At 66.0% G+C, this 13,072-nt stretch carries 15 protein-coding genes; 4 read left to right on the top strand and 11 right to left on the bottom strand.

Going from position 1 to position 13,072, the window contains the following annotated elements; genetic code table 11:
* The first annotated feature begins 71 nt into the window (after positions 1-71).
* Both ffh and AC1DN0_RS12140 read left to right on the top strand, forming a co-directional pair.
* Positions 72-1,466 carry a signal recognition particle protein gene (gene ffh, locus AC1DN0_RS12145; protein ID WP_477145746.1) on the top strand — a complete coding sequence of 465 codons (1,395 nt, stop codon included), beginning with the start codon at positions 72-74 and terminating at the stop codon, positions 1,464-1,466.
* Positions 1,467-1,545: 79 nt separating this feature from the next.
* A complete protein-coding gene (locus AC1DN0_RS12140; protein ID WP_441625594.1) occupies positions 1,546-2,088 on the top strand; it encodes a hypoxanthine-guanine phosphoribosyltransferase in 543 nt (180 codons plus the stop codon).
* Here the strand turns inward: AC1DN0_RS12140 and AC1DN0_RS12135 are convergent.
* The 6 genes from AC1DN0_RS12135 to AC1DN0_RS12110 form a co-directional block, all read right to left on the bottom strand.
* On the bottom strand, positions 2,072-2,692 hold the full coding sequence (locus AC1DN0_RS12135; protein WP_477145745.1) for a LysE family translocator: 621 nt from the start codon (positions 2,690-2,692) through the stop codon (positions 2,072-2,074). The genes AC1DN0_RS12140 and AC1DN0_RS12135 overlap by 17 nt on opposite strands.
* 133 nt (positions 2,693-2,825) lie before the next feature.
* On the bottom strand, positions 2,826-3,482 hold the full coding sequence (locus AC1DN0_RS12130) for a LysE family translocator (protein WP_441625598.1): 657 nt from the start codon (positions 3,480-3,482) through the stop codon (positions 2,826-2,828).
* Positions 3,483-3,566: 84 nt separating this feature from the next.
* Positions 3,567-4,415: a helix-turn-helix domain-containing protein gene (locus AC1DN0_RS12125; RefSeq protein WP_441625600.1), complete on the bottom strand. Its 849-nt coding sequence runs from the start codon at positions 4,413-4,415 to the stop codon at positions 3,567-3,569.
* Entirely contained in the window at positions 4,415-5,377 is a 963-nt protein-coding gene (locus tag AC1DN0_RS12120) for a 2OG-Fe(II) oxygenase (RefSeq protein WP_441625602.1), read from the bottom strand. The genes AC1DN0_RS12125 and AC1DN0_RS12120 overlap by 1 nt, the downstream gene beginning before the upstream one ends.
* Complete coding sequence (locus AC1DN0_RS12115) at positions 5,374-6,132, bottom strand: lytic transglycosylase domain-containing protein (protein WP_035875556.1); 759 nt, start codon at positions 6,130-6,132, stop codon at positions 5,374-5,376. Before AC1DN0_RS12115 ends, AC1DN0_RS12120 begins: the two co-directional genes overlap by 4 nt.
* 5 nt (positions 6,133-6,137) lie before the next feature.
* A complete protein-coding gene (locus tag AC1DN0_RS12110) occupies positions 6,138-7,859 on the bottom strand; it encodes a proline--tRNA ligase (protein ID WP_441625604.1) in 1,722 nt (573 codons plus the stop codon).
* A gap of 184 nt (positions 7,860-8,043) precedes the next feature.
* Here AC1DN0_RS12110 and AC1DN0_RS12105 point away from each other — a divergent pair, with 184 nt between their 5' ends.
* Positions 8,044-8,706, top strand: coding sequence for an RNA pyrophosphohydrolase (locus tag AC1DN0_RS12105; protein WP_035875560.1), 663 nt, complete (start codon positions 8,044-8,046; stop codon positions 8,704-8,706).
* Positions 8,699-9,334: a CNP1-like family protein gene (locus AC1DN0_RS12100; RefSeq protein ID WP_441625606.1), complete on the top strand. Its 636-nt coding sequence runs from the start codon at positions 8,699-8,701 to the stop codon at positions 9,332-9,334. The genes AC1DN0_RS12105 and AC1DN0_RS12100 overlap by 8 nt, the downstream gene beginning before the upstream one ends.
* 92 nt (positions 9,335-9,426) lie before the next feature.
* Here AC1DN0_RS12100 and proB read toward each other — a convergent pair whose 3' ends face one another.
* The 5 genes from proB to AC1DN0_RS12075 all read right to left on the bottom strand — a co-directional run.
* Complete coding sequence (gene proB / locus AC1DN0_RS12095; protein WP_035875564.1) at positions 9,427-10,545, bottom strand: glutamate 5-kinase; 1,119 nt, start codon at positions 10,543-10,545, stop codon at positions 9,427-9,429.
* 92 nt (positions 10,546-10,637) lie between these two features.
* Positions 10,638-11,738, bottom strand: a complete 1,101-nt coding sequence (cgtA, locus tag AC1DN0_RS12090; RefSeq protein ID WP_441625609.1) for an Obg family GTPase CgtA — start codon at positions 11,736-11,738, stop codon at positions 10,638-10,640.
* A gap of 147 nt (positions 11,739-11,885) precedes the next feature.
* Positions 11,886-12,146, bottom strand: coding sequence for a 50S ribosomal protein L27 (gene rpmA, locus AC1DN0_RS12085; protein WP_035875569.1), 261 nt, complete (start codon positions 12,144-12,146; stop codon positions 11,886-11,888).
* 70 nt (positions 12,147-12,216) lie between these two features.
* Positions 12,217-12,528 carry a 50S ribosomal protein L21 gene (rplU, locus tag AC1DN0_RS12080; protein WP_006576525.1) on the bottom strand — a complete coding sequence of 104 codons (312 nt, stop codon included), beginning with the start codon at positions 12,526-12,528 and terminating at the stop codon, positions 12,217-12,219.
* Positions 12,529-12,820: 292 nt separating this feature from the next.
* Positions 12,821-13,072 (bottom strand): hypothetical protein (locus tag AC1DN0_RS12075; RefSeq protein WP_477145744.1); only part of this gene is annotated, 252 nt, incomplete at its 5' end.

The raw sequence follows: 13,072 nt of genomic DNA, 5'->3' as shown, positions 1-13,072 counted from the left end.
GGCGCCCCGCTTGAGCCGGGTCCCGAGCCCGCATCAAGCCTCGATCAAGCCCTATCCCCCGGACTTCTGCCATGCTGGACAATCTCACTCAACGCCTGGCGCGGGTCGTAAAGACCATGCGCGGCGAGGCTCGCCTGACCGAAGCCAATACCGCCGAAATGCTGCGCGAGGTGCGCCTGGCCATGCTGGAGGCCGACGTCGCCCTGCCCGTGGTGCGCGAATTCATCGCCCGCGTGAAGGAAAAGGCACTCGGCGAAGACGTGGTGTCCAGCCTGACGCCGGGCCAGGCGCTTGTTGGCGTGGTGCAGCGCGAGCTGACCGCCGTCATCGGTGGCGAGGAAAGCCTGGCCGCCGGCGACAAGAGCGGCGAGCTGAACCTCGCGGTGCAGCCGCCCGCCATCATCCTGATGGCCGGCCTGCAGGGTGCGGGCAAGACCACCACCGTGGGCAAGCTGGCCAAGTGGCTCAAGGAAAACAAGAAGAAGAAAGTGCTGACGGTGTCGTGCGACGTGTACCGGCCCGCCGCCATCGCCCAGCTCAAGACCGTGTCCGAGCAGGTCGGCGCCGATTTCTTCCCCTCCGAGCCGGACCAGAAGCCGGTGGACATCGCCCGCGCGGCGGTTGACTGGGCCCGCAAGCATTATCACGACGTGCTGATCGTCGATACGGCAGGCCGCCTGGGTATCGACGAAGCGATGATGCAGGAAATCGCCGCTCTCCACGCCGAGATCAAGCCGGTCGAAACCCTGTTCGTGGTCGACGCCATGCTGGGCCAGGACGCGGTCAACACCGCGCGTGCCTTCCATGACGCGCTGCCGCTGACCGGCGTGGTGCTGACCAAGCTGGACGGCGATGCGCGCGGCGGTGCCGCGCTGTCGGTGCGCCACATCACCGGGCGCCCGATCAAGTTCRTCGGCGTTGGCGAAAAGCTCGATGGCCTGGAGCCCTTCTACCCCGATCGCATGGCCCAGCGGATCCTGGGCATGGGCGACATCCTCGCCCTGGTCGAGGAAGCCCAGCGCGGCGTGGACATGGAAGCCGCCGAGAAGCTGGCCAAGAAGATCAAGAAGACGGGCGACTTCGACCTCGAAGACTTCAAGGCCCAGATCGGCCAGATGAAGAAGATGGGCGGCCTGGGCAGCCTGGTGGACAAGCTGCCGGCGCAGTTCGCCCAGCAAGCCCAGGGCGCCAACATGGACGTGGCCGAAAAGCAGGTGCGCCGCATGGAAGGCATCATCAACAGCATGACCGCCGCCGAACGCGCCAAGCCGGAACTGATCAAGGCCAGCCGCAAGCGCCGCATCGCCACCGGCGCCGGCGTGCCGGTGCAGGAAGTCAACCGCCTGCTCAATCAGTTCGACCAGATGCAGAGCATGATGAAGAAGCTCAAGGGCGGCGGCATGATGAAGATGATGCGCTCGATGGGCGCGATGAAGGGCGGCATGAAGGGACTCTTCAACCGCTAAGCCATCCGGCGTGGCGGCGCCCTTTCCCGGCGCCGCCGTTTCACCCGCAAAAGATCAAGACAGAGACAGGATCCACATCATGATGACCGTCGAACAGGCCCGCGAACTGTGGGCCAACTCCGAGGAAATCGTCAGCGCGCAAGCCGTCCAGGAATCGCTGGACCGCATGGCCGGCGAGATCACGGAAAAGATGGGCGACACCTTCCCGCTGGTGCTGTCGGTAATGGGCGGCGCGGTGGTCTTCACCGGCATGCTGCTGCCCAAGCTGGCCTTCCCGCTGGAATTCGACTACATCCACCTCTCGCGCTACAACAACAAGACGGTGGGCGGCGAGATGCAATGGCGCGTCGCGCCGCGCGAGTCGGTCAAGGGCCGTACGGTGCTGGTGCTGGACGACATCCTGGATGAAGGCGAAACCATGGCCGCCATCCGCCAGCGCATCATGGACATGGGCGCCACCGCCGTCTACGCAGCCGTGCTGTGCGAGAAGGTGTTGCAGAAACCCAAACCCATGCACCCGGATTTCTGCGGCTTCACTGTGCCGGAACGCTATGTATTCGGTTGCGGCATGGACGCCCACGGCTACTGGCGCAACCTGCCCGCCATCAGGGCCTTGCGCTAAGGATCGGCCACAGCGAGGCCAGCAGCAACAGCGCCATCGCCACGTTGAACAGGCGCAGCACCCGCGGCTGCGCCAGCCAGCGCCGCAAGGCCGATCCGAACACCGCCCACATCGCCACGCTGGGCAGGTTGATCACGGCGAACAACCCCGAGAGCAGCAACACATTCAGCCAGACATTGCCGTGCAGCACGTAGGTGCTGCACGCGCCCACCGCCATCACCCACGCCTTGGGGTTGACCCACTGGAACGCGGCCGCAGCCAGGAATCCCATGGGCTTGCCCACCTCCTGGTCCTGCACGCCGCCCGACGTCGCCAGCTTCCATGCCAGCCAGGTGAGATAGAGCGCAGCCACGACGCGAAGTACCTGCCAGGTCCACGGCAATGCCGCGAACAGCGATCCCAGGCCGAGTCCGACCACCGCGACCATCAAGCCGAAACCGGCGCTGATGCCCAGCACATGGGGCACGGTGCGGGCGAAACCGAAGTTCACGCCCGAGGCCAGCACCATGGTGTTGTTGKGGCCCGGCGTGATCGAGGACACAAGGGCGAACGCGCAGAACGCGGCAAACACGCCGGATCCGGCGACAAGCTGGGGCACGGCCATGACTGACTCCATCGCATGCAAAAGGGAATGATGGCAGTCTAGCCACGGGGAACAGTACAGTACCGGTACAGTTAACCAGAAAACTGGCAATACGCCTTTGCGTGTCGCCAATGGCACCCCGCATCGGGCTGCTTCACGGGTTCGCCGCATTGACTGCCACGGCCAGCGCGATGCCCCAGAGGATGACACCGGTGGCACGTTCGACACCGCGCACCGAGCGGGCAAAACACGCCCGCACCAGCGGATGGCGCACGCCCCAGGCCACCAGGACGTCCCAGCCGAACACCATGGCGAACATCCAGGCACCGTAGCCAAGCTGGACCGGCAGCGGCGTGCGCGTGCCAGCCAGTACGGAAAACAGGCTGGCGTAGAACAATGCATTCTTGGGGTTGAGCACCGCGGAGAGAAAGCCGGTGGCGAGTTGCGCCGCGTAGGCGGCGTGGCCGGCGCCATGCGCCTGCGGGCCGTCAGCGCCCGGCATCCGCGTCTCGCCGCGGGCGCTCAGCAACCGCCAGCCGAGCCAGGCCAGGTACAGGCAGCCGGCCCACTGCAACACCGCGAACACGCCCTGGCTGGTACGCGTGGCGGCCAGGCCCGCAATGGCGAGGCCGATGAACACGCCATTGCCGAGCGCAATGCCCAGGCATACCGCGCTGGCACGTCCCACGCCATGCACCAGCGCGCTGCGCACCACCAGGAAGAAATCGGGGCCCGGACTGAGCAGCGCGAGAAAGTGCGCGCCCGCCACCATGGCAAATTGGCCGAAGCCGGAATCGAGGGGAAAGTCCACGCCAGTCCTTTCGTGTCTTGTGATGGGCACGAAGTGTGGGCTGCGAGGTAGTGGCGCGTATTGGAGAAAATTGCGTGCGGAGGCTCAGCCGGCGCGGCGCTGGTAGCCGCGCGGCGTCAGCGCGACACGCTGCTTGAACGCGCGCTGGAAATGGCTCTGGTCGGAAAAGCCCAGCGCCTGGGCGATCTCGGCGGGCGCCCCGCCCGCCCGCAGCAACTGGCGCGCATGGTTGATGCGTTGGTCCAGCTGATAGGCATGCGGCGTCATGCCGACCTCGGCGCGGAAGGCACGGATCAGCTGGTAGCGGCTCATGCCGGCGCCGCGCGCCAGTTCGGCCAGCGGCAGCGTTTCCGCGTGGCGCGCCTGCAGGATCGCCACAAGGCCAGCCAGGCGAGCCTCGGGCGTGCCGGGCGGGCGCGGCGCGCGCACCGCCTGGCGCCGGTCGGCGCAGCCGAACAGCGCAGCGACGAAGCCAGCCAGCATGGATTCCTTTTGCGCGATGGAAGCCGCGGAGAACAGCACATGGTTGAGGCGGCACAGGCCGGCATAGGTGTCGGCCGCGCTGGTGACGCGCACCCGTGCCAGCGCCGCCGGCAACGCCTGCCCGGCGCCGCGCGCCTCCACCACCGCGCCGGCCCAGGCCTGGTCCAGGTGCAACATCTGGTAGCTCCAGCGCCCATCCGGCTCCGGGTTGCAGGCGTGCACCTGGCCTGCCGGAATCACGACCACATCGCCTGCAGCGAGCCGCACCGACTCGGTTTCCGTACTGAATATGCTGTGGCCGCCATCGACGGCGCCGATCGACAGGGTGGGATGGGTATGCGGCAGGTAGGCGGCGCCGCTGTCGCTGGCGCGGCGGCTTTCGACATAGGGCATGGCCGGATCGAACCAGTAACAGGCCTGCTCCGTGCCGGCGCGGCCGCAGCGGCGCATCACTCGCTCCGGTACGGCCGCTCGCGCAGCCATTTGGTGGCGATCCATTTCTCGCCCGCCCCGACCGGCAGGCCGGCGTGCAGCGTGCGCTCATCCAGCGAGCCGTCGGACTTGCGATAGCTGAAATAGACGGCATTGCCCTTGACCGGCGCCACCTCCAGGCCAAGCTTGGGAAAAGCGGTGGCACCGCCGGCTGCCGGGCTGTTCAGGTAGATCACCAGGGTGGCCACACGTTGCCCGCCCACCCTTAGTTGCCGCGCCTCCCCGGGCCGCTGGGGATTGAAATAGTCGTAATGCGGCTGGTACTCGCCGCCAGGCTTGTAGTTGAGGATCTGCAAGCCCTCGCCGCGATCCGCCGCAATCCCCGTCACCGCGGCGATGCAGTCCTCGATGCGCTCGATCAGCGGATGCTCGCCAACCTGGAACATCGCGCCCAGGCTGGTGCGCGCTTCGATCAGGTTCTCGTCGCCGGTATCGGGGTTGATCACCGGCGAACGCGCCAGGCGACCGCGCGCCAGCTCCACCAGGCCATCGCACTCGGCATCGGTCAGCAAATGCTGAAACAGGGTGACGCGCGGCGCCGCGAGAGTAAACAGGATGGGAATCTCGCGCCCGGCATGATGGGCCGCGTTGCGCCCGGGCTGCGCGCCGGCCTGGCCCTTGCCGCCGGCACATTCGCCAGCATTGCCGGCGGGCTTGTCGATGCCAAGCTCGGCCGCCATCTCCGCGGCGGTGTCGGCTGCGGTCCCGCGCGCCTCTGCCCTCGCCGCGACAGCCAGCGCAGCAGCCACGGTGGCCTGTGCGAAGGCTTGGTCGTAGCCCGACTGACACATCGACTGCACCAGCGCCTCGGCGCCGAAGCCCTGCCCGATATGGCGCCGCAGCCAGCGCTCCAGGTCCGCGGAGGAACTGGTGTAGCCCGCCTTGCCGGTGCTACCGGGCGTGCCGGGTGTATTGCTCATGAGGGGTTGGCCAGGCGCTGCGGCGAGAATGGATTGCGCGACGGCGCTTCGGGCGGCAGCACGCGGCTGCGGGTGGCCGTGCCCGTTTCGGGATCGCCGGCCACGGTAACGGTGGCTTCGGAGTATTGCCAGCGCTTCCAGGCCGCCAGCACTGCGTTGGGGTAGTCGGGGCGGCCCCGGCTGCCGTTGTAGCGGCCCAGCGCCAGGAACAGGTCGCCCTGCTCGCGGTCGAGATAGTGCCGCAGGATGGTACAGCCGTAGCGCAGGTTGCTCTGCAGGTGGAACAGCTTGCGAGAGTCGCCATCGCCGATGCTGCGCACCCAGAATGGCATCACCTGCATCAGCCCGCGGGCGCCGGCCGAGCTGATCGCGTACTTGCGAAAGTTGCTCTCGACCTGCACCAGACCGAGCACCAGCGCCGGTTCCAGCCCGGCGCGCTTGGCTTCGTAGTAGGCGGTCTCGATCAGTTCGATGCGCACCTGCGGCTCCGGGATACGCCCCGCGAGCCGGTGCGACATCTCCTCCAGCCACTTGATATACGCCAGCTGTTCGCCACCGGTGGCGAACGCCGGGCGCAGGGGACGGCTATCCGCGATAGCCGCGGCAAGCGCGCCGCGCACCGAATCCGCCAGGTCCTCCTCCTTTTGCGCCCCCGCGTGCGCGGCGGCGCTCAACGCCAGCAGCAAGCCGGCGCCGGCCCGCGCCAGGCGCAGGCGGCGGTCCGGGGTCAGGTCCTGCAGGCGCGGGAGGCGCATGGCGTTCAGGCGGACAGCAGTCCGCGCACGTGGGCAACCACGTCCGCGACCGGCAGTTGGGTCGCTTCGGCGTCGCGGCGGCCCTGGTATTCGACCCGGCCTTCCTTCAGGCCGCGGTCGCCTACCACCACGCGGTGCGGCACGCCGATCAGCTCCCAGTCGGCGAACATGGCGCCGGGTCGCTCGCCGCGATCGTCCAGGATCACGTCGACGCCGGCCGCCAGCAGTTCTGCATGGATACGGTCGGCTTCGGCCTTGACGGCCTCGGAGCGGTCGTAGCCAACCGGGCAGATCACCACCGCGAACGGGGCGATCGCCGCCGGCCAGATAATGCCGCGCTCGTCGAAGTTCTGCTCGATGGCGGCGCCCAGGATACGGGTCACGCCAATGCCGTAGCAGCCCATCTGCATGGGCTGGGTCTTGCCGTTCTCATCCAGGAACGTGGCGCTCATCGACTCCGAGTAGCGCGTGCCGAGCATGAACACGTGACCGACCTCGATGCCACGGCAGATTTCCAGCGTGCCCTTGCCGTCCGGCGAGGCATCGCCCGCCACCACGTTGCGCAGGTCGGCCACCACCGGCTCGGGCAGGTCGCGGCCCCAGTTGACGCCTGTCAGGTGGTAATCCTTTTCGTTGGCGCCGCAGACGAAGTCGCTCATATTGGCCACGGTACGGTCAGCCACCACCTTGACGGGCTTCCTGGTGTTGATCGGCCCGAGGTAGCCAGGGGGCGTGCCGAAGGTCTCGACGATCTCCGACTCGGTGGCAAAGCGGAACTCGGCCAGGCCGGCCACCTTGGTGGCCTTGATCTCATTGAGCTCGTGATCGCCGCGCAGCAGCAGCAGCCAGATCTGCGAACCGGCCTCGCTGTCGGTGGCCAGCACGATCGACTTGACCGTGCGCGCCAGCGGAATGCCAAGCAGTTCGGCCACTTGCTCGCACTTGGCCTTGCCCGGGGTGGGCGTATTGACCATGTCTTCGGCCGGCGTGGCGCGCTGCGCCAGCAGCGGCAGGGCTTCGGCCGCTTCCATGTTGGCGGCGTAGTCCGAGGTGGGGCAATAGACGACGGCGTCTTCGCCGGTATCGGCGATCACATGGAACTCGTGCGAGCCGGAGCCGCCGATGGCGCCGTTATCCGCCGCCACGGCACGGAATTCCAGGCCAAAGCGCTGGAAGATGCGCACGTAGGCGTTGAACATCTTGTCGTAGGAGACCTTCAGCCCCGCCGCGTCGCGGTCGAAGGAGTAGGCGTCCTTCATGGTGAATTCGCGCCCGCGCATGATGCCGAAGCGCGGCCGGCGTTCGTCGCGGAACTTGGTCTGGATCTGGTAGAAGTTGACCGGCAGCTGCTTGTAGCTGCGGATTTCGCTGCGGGCGATATCCGTCACCACCTCTTCGGAGGTGGGCTGCACGGCAAAATCGCGCTCGTTGCGATCCTTCAGGCGCAGCAGTTCCGGGCCCATCTTGTCCCAGCGGCCGGTTTCCTGCCACAGCTCGGCCGGCTGGATCACCGGCATCGACAGCTCGACCGCGCCGGCGCGGTTCATTTCCTCGCGCACGATGGCCTCCACCTTGCGGATCACCCGCAGGCCCACCGGCATGTAGTTATAGATGCCCGCGCCGAGCTTCTTGATCATGCCGGCGCGCATCATCAGTTTGTGCGACACGATTTCCGCGTCGGAGGGGGCTTCCTTGAGGGTGGAAATGAAGAATTGCGAGGCTTTCATCCGTTGCTTTCTCGTGAGGCCATGCCCGCCCCGGCGGGTTCCGGGTGCGGGATGGCGCGAATCCATTGCGCGTGCGCCTGATGCGGCGCTTTCTGCTCGGGGAAAACCAGCACCCCGTTGCACAAAGCCCCATTACGCGCTTCCTTTATAATCGACGTAATTCTAAAGGATTCGAGGTGCAGTCATGCTCGATCGTGAAGGCTTTCGCCCGAACGTCGGCATCATCCTCATCAACGCACGGAACGAGGTGTTCTGGGGCAAGCGTATCGGCGAACATTCGTGGCAGTTTCCGCAAGGCGGCATCAAATACGGCGAAACGCCGGAACAGGCGATGTACCGCGAGCTACATGAAGAAGTCGGTCTGCTGCCCGAGCATGTCAGGATTGTTGGTCGCACGCGCGACTGGCTGCGTTATGAGGTGCCGGACAAGTTCATCCGCCGCGAAATCCGCGGCCATTACAGGGGACAGAAGCAGATTTGGTTCCTGTTGCGCATGGCGGGCCGCGATTGCGACATCCGCCTGCGTGCTACCGACCACCCGGAGTTCGATGCCTGGCGCTGGAGCCATTACTGGGTCCCGCTCGATGCTGTCATCGAGTTCAAGCGCGACGTCTATCAACTGGCGCTGACCGAGCTGTCCCGCTTCCTGCAGCGCAATACCCGCGCGCCGCTGAGCCCTTACGGCACGCATGGCCGGCACGGCTCCGCGCGCTCCGGTTATGCCCGCGGGGGGCTGGACGAGCATCCCGACAGCGTGCCGGCCCTGGCGCATCAGGACCTGGCCCGCGATCCGGGCCCAACTTCGCCGGCCGAACCGGCGTCCACAGAACGGAGTACCGATGATTGAATTCGCCGGCCGCGGCTTGCGCCCGAGCCTGCCTGCCGCCTGCTTGCTGGCGGCAACCCTTTGCCTCGGGCTGGTTGGCTGCGCCAGCAAGCCCACGCCGCAGCCGCAGCCGCAGCCAGCGGATGAGGCCGAGAACTACACGCCGCCGAAGAAGGAATGGAGCATACTCGACCCCTTCGCCCCGAAGGACTTCAAGGAAGTCGAGGTCCCGCTGCCGGCATTGCCGCGCGATGCGGACCTGATCACGTTCGAGGTCAGCCCCGCAGGCAACTTCAATTTCGCGGTGGACGCAAAGTCGGTGTCCGTGGGCGCGGATGGCGCGGTGCGCTATACCGCGGTCGTTACAGGTGCAAGCGGCATGCGCAACGTCAGCTTTGAAGCCGTGCGCTGTGACACGTTCCAGCGCAAGATGTACGCCACCTTGCCCAAGGGGGCGACCGACTGGGTGCGCAACCGCAGCGACGACCGCGAAGGCTGGACCCAGCTGGCCGGTATCTCGCGCAACAACTACGCTGGCACGCTGGCCAAGGATTTCATGTGCGAGGGCCGCGGGGCGGCCGGCACGGCACAGGAGATCGTCAGGGACTTGCGTGGCGAGGCGCCGCGCAAGAGCGCGATCCAGCGCTGAGAACGCATGCGGCGCGGTAGTAGGGCGCCGTATCAAACACAAAGGGCTGCCTGGGCAGCCCTTTGTGTTTGTTGCCGCGCGCTTCGCGCCATTCAGACCAGCACGAGATTGTCCCGGTGGATCAGTTCGTGCTCATTCTGGTGGCCCAGCACACGTTCGATCTCGGACGACGGCTTGCGCGCGATCAGCTTTGCCTCTGAACTGGAATAGTTGGTGATGCCGCGAGCCACCTCATGCCCGGCGGCGTCGATGCAGGCGATGACTTCGCCGCGCGCAAACTCGCCCTGCACTTCCACCACGCCGATCGGCAACAGGGACTTGCCGCCGCTGGTGAGTTTGTCGACCGCGCCAGCGTCGATCACCACCCGCCCGCGCAGTTGCAGGTGATCCGCCATCCACTGCTTGCGCGCGGTAAGACGTCCGGTCGGTGCCAGCAATTGCGTGCCGATGCCTTCACCGCCAGCCAGCCGTTCGAGCACATTGGCTTCGCGTCCCGACGCGATCACGGTGTGCGCGCCCGACTTGGCGGCGCGCTTGGCGGCCAGGATCTTGGTCAGCATGCCGCCGCGCCCGATCGACGTGCCGGCGCCGCCGGCCATGGCTTCCAGCTCCAGCGCGCCGGCCAGCGCCTCATCCACGAATTCGGCCTGGGGATTGCTGCGCGGATCGGCGGTATAGAGGCCACGCTGGTCGGTCAGGATCACCAGCGCATCGCCTTCGATCAGATTGGTGACCAGGGCGCCCAGAGTGTCGTTGTCGCCGAACTTGATTTCGTCGGTGACCACGGTGTCGTTCTCGTTGATGATGGGCACGACGCCTAGCGACAGCAGGGTCAGCAGGGTCGAGCGCGCATTGAGGTAGCGCTCGCGGTCAGCCAGGTCGGCGTGGGTCAGCAGGACCTGGGCGGTGCGGATGCCGTAGCGGCCGAACTGGCTCTCGTAGACCTGGGCCAAGCCCATCTGGCCCACCGCGGCGGCGGCCTGCAATTCGTGGATTTCCTTGGGGCGCCGTACCCAGCCCAGCCGCTGCATGCCCTCGGCAATGGCGCCAGAGCTGACCAGCACGACTTCCTTGCCGGCCATGCGCAGCTTGGCGATCTGCGCCGCCCAGCGGGCGATGGCCTCGTGATCGAGACCCTTGCCGTCGTTGGTCACCAGGCTGGACCCAACCTTGACGACGATACGTTTTGCCTGGGCGATGACCGATTGCATGGAGAGAATCCTGTCTGCTGGGTACTGTCGTTTTTTGGCGGGCGAGCGCATCGTCTCGCCCTGGTGCCGGGCTGCCTGTCTGGCCCCCCGGCTTAGTTCTGCTCGCCGCCGGACTGGTCAACGTTGTGCAGCCGCTCATCCAGGCGGATGTCCGGCTCCGCCAGCGCGGCCACTTCCTCGGCCTTGATCGCGGCCAGGTGATCCTTGATCGCGTAGATCAGTTCGCGGCAACCTTCGCCGGTCAGGGCGGAGATGCGGAACACCGGGCCCTTCCACTTGTAGCGCTTGACGAAGTCCTTGACGCGCGCCTCGCGCTCTTCGTCAGGCACCACGTCCAGCTTGTTGAGCACCAGCCAGCGCGGTTTTTCGTAAAGGCTTTCGTCGTACTTCTTCAGCTCGTTGACGATGGCGCGGGCTTCGGCCACCGGGTCCACGCTTTCGTCGAACGGCGCCAGGTCGACGATATGCAGCAGCAGCCCCGTGCGCTGCAAGTGGCGCAGGAACTGGTGGCCCAGCCCGGCGCCTTCCGCCGCGCCCTCGATCAAGCCGGGGATGTCAGCCACCACGAAGGACTGCTCGTGATCGACCCGCACCACGCCCAGGTTGGGATGCAGCGTGGTGAAGGGGTAGTCCGCCACCTTCGGGCGCGCATTGGAGATGTGCGAGATAAAGGTCGACTTGCCGGCATTGGGCATGCCCAGCAGGCCCACGTCGGCCAGCACCTTCAGCTCCAGCTTGATCATGCGGCGCTCGCCGGGCTTGCCGTCCACCTGCTGGCGCGGCGCGCGGTTGGTACTGGACTTGAAGTGCAGGTTGCCCCAGCCGCCCAGGCCACCCTGGGCCAGGCAGACGCTCTGGCCATGCTCGGTCAGGTCGGCGATCAGGTCGCCGGAATCCATGTCCAGGATCTGCGTGCCGACCGGCATGCGCAGCTTCACGTCCTCGCCGCCCGCGCCGTAGCAGTCGGCGCCGCGGCCGTTCTCGCCGTTGCGCGCCACATGCTTCTTGGCATAGCGGAAGTCAATCAGGGTATTGATGTTGCGGTCTGCCACCGCATAGACGCTGCCGCCGTCGCCGCCGTCGCCACCGTCCGGGCCACCGAAGGGCACAAATTTCTCGCGCCGCATCGATGCGCTGCCATTGCCGCCGTTGCCGGCGATGACTTCAATTCTGGCTTCGTCGATGAACTTCATGATGACCTTCCGTGGTGGAGCGGCCGCAGCGCGTGCCCGGCCAGGATGGCGGGGCCGCGCGCTCGGCGGATGGCGACACTGATATTGTCGCCAGAAACGAAAAAGCCCCGCAAGTACTGCGGGGCCTTCATGCTGCAAAGGCTGTGATCAGACTGCCGGAACGACGCTGACCTGCTGCTTCTTGGCAGCGCCCTTGACGGCGAACTGCACGTGACCGTCGACCAGGGCAAAGAGGGTGTGATCCTTGCCAATGCCAACGTTCTCGCCCGGGTGCACGCGGGTACCGCGCTGACGCACGATGATGCTGCCGGCGTTAATGGCCTGGCCACCAAACACCTTGACGCCCAGACGCTTCGATTCGGAATCGCGGCCGTTCCGTGTGGAACCGCCGCCCTTTTTCTGTGCCATGACTAACTCCTGTCGCTTTACTTTACCTAGTTACGCTTGAATTCGATTTCGATGAGGACTGAGCGCGGGCTCAGGCAACGATCGCTTCGATGCGCAGCTCGGTGTAATTTTGACGATGGCCTTGACGCTTTTGATAGTGCTTGCGACGGCGCATCTTGAAGATCTTCACCTTATCGTGACGACCTTGGGAGATAACGGTAGCCTTGACGGAAGCCCCGCTAACCAGCGGCGTACCAAACTTGATTTGGTCGCCTGCGCCCACTGCGAGCACCTGGTCGAGCGTGATTTCTGCGCCAATGTCTGCCGGTATCTGTTCTACTTTAAGTTTTTCGCCAGCAGCAACCTTATATTGCTTGCCGCCGGTTTTTACGACCGCGTACATTGTCGAACCTCTCGATGTGAAATAAAACGCCGAAAACCAACGCCGGCGCGCCCTTGCGTCCGTTTCATCCCGCCGCCGCCGATCCTGGGATCAGCCGCAAGCTAGGAAAACAGACAAGCCGGACGGCCCAATTGGCCCGGTTATCTCCCGCCAGCGCACCCGCAGACAACACAAAGCGGCCGGAGGAAACCCACGATTCTATACCAAAGCCAGGAAAAGTACAAAGAAAACAGACACATAGCCTGCCCGGCGGCGTCCGGCGCCGCCTGAGGCACTTCTCCGCCCGCCTGGGTCAGATCAGGTCCGCCAGCAAAAAACCGGCCAGGGCGGCGAAAGCTGCCCACAGCGCAGTGCGGCGCAAGCGGCGGCTTGAGGAGGAATGTTGCTGGGTCATGCCCGCATTATAGGTTGCCCCAGCGGCCGCGGCCGCGCTCTTCCTGGCAAGGCTGCGACACCGCTGCACCCTCCGTTTGGGGGACATACATACACCCGCATCGCTTATAATCGGCGGGTTTTGCGTAACGGTGAACATCTTGTCCCAGTC

The organism is Cupriavidus sp. 05N39 (genome assembly GCF_056397325.1).
The sequence above is the reverse complement of the archived record's forward strand: the minus strand, read 5'-3'. Positions and strand labels throughout refer to the sequence as shown.

Excerpts from the sequence above, each read along its gene's own strand:
- AC1DN0_RS12115 (WP_035875556.1), bottom strand. The coding sequence starts at position 6,132 with ATGCGCCTCCCGCGCCTGCAGGACCTGACCCCGGACCGCCGCCTGCGC.
- AC1DN0_RS12110 (WP_441625604.1), bottom strand. The coding sequence starts at position 7,859 with ATGAAAGCCTCGCAATTCTTCATTTCCACCCTCAAGGAAGCCCCCTCC.
- rpmA (WP_035875569.1), bottom strand. The coding sequence starts at position 12,146 with ATGGCACAGAAAAAGGGCGGCGGTTCCACACGGAACGGCCGCGATTCC.
- AC1DN0_RS12125 (WP_441625600.1), bottom strand. The coding sequence starts at position 4,415 with ATGCGCCGCTGCGGCCGCGCCGGCACGGAGCAGGCCTGTTACTGGTTC.
- cgtA (WP_441625609.1), bottom strand. The coding sequence starts at position 11,738 with ATGAAGTTCATCGACGAAGCCAGAATTGAAGTCATCGCCGGCAACGGC.
- AC1DN0_RS12100 (WP_441625606.1), top strand. The coding sequence starts at position 8,699 with ATGATTGAATTCGCCGGCCGCGGCTTGCGCCCGAGCCTGCCTGCCGCC.
- proB (WP_035875564.1), bottom strand. The coding sequence starts at position 10,545 with ATGCAATCGGTCATCGCCCAGGCAAAACGTATCGTCGTCAAGGTTGGG.
- AC1DN0_RS12105 (WP_035875560.1), top strand. The coding sequence starts at position 8,044 with ATGCTCGATCGTGAAGGCTTTCGCCCGAACGTCGGCATCATCCTCATC.
- rplU (WP_006576525.1), bottom strand. The coding sequence starts at position 12,528 with ATGTACGCGGTCGTAAAAACCGGCGGCAAGCAATATAAGGTTGCTGCT.
- AC1DN0_RS12140 (WP_441625594.1), top strand. The coding sequence starts at position 1,546 with ATGATGACCGTCGAACAGGCCCGCGAACTGTGGGCCAACTCCGAGGAA.
- AC1DN0_RS12120 (WP_441625602.1), bottom strand. The coding sequence starts at position 5,377 with ATGAGCAATACACCCGGCACGCCCGGTAGCACCGGCAAGGCGGGCTAC.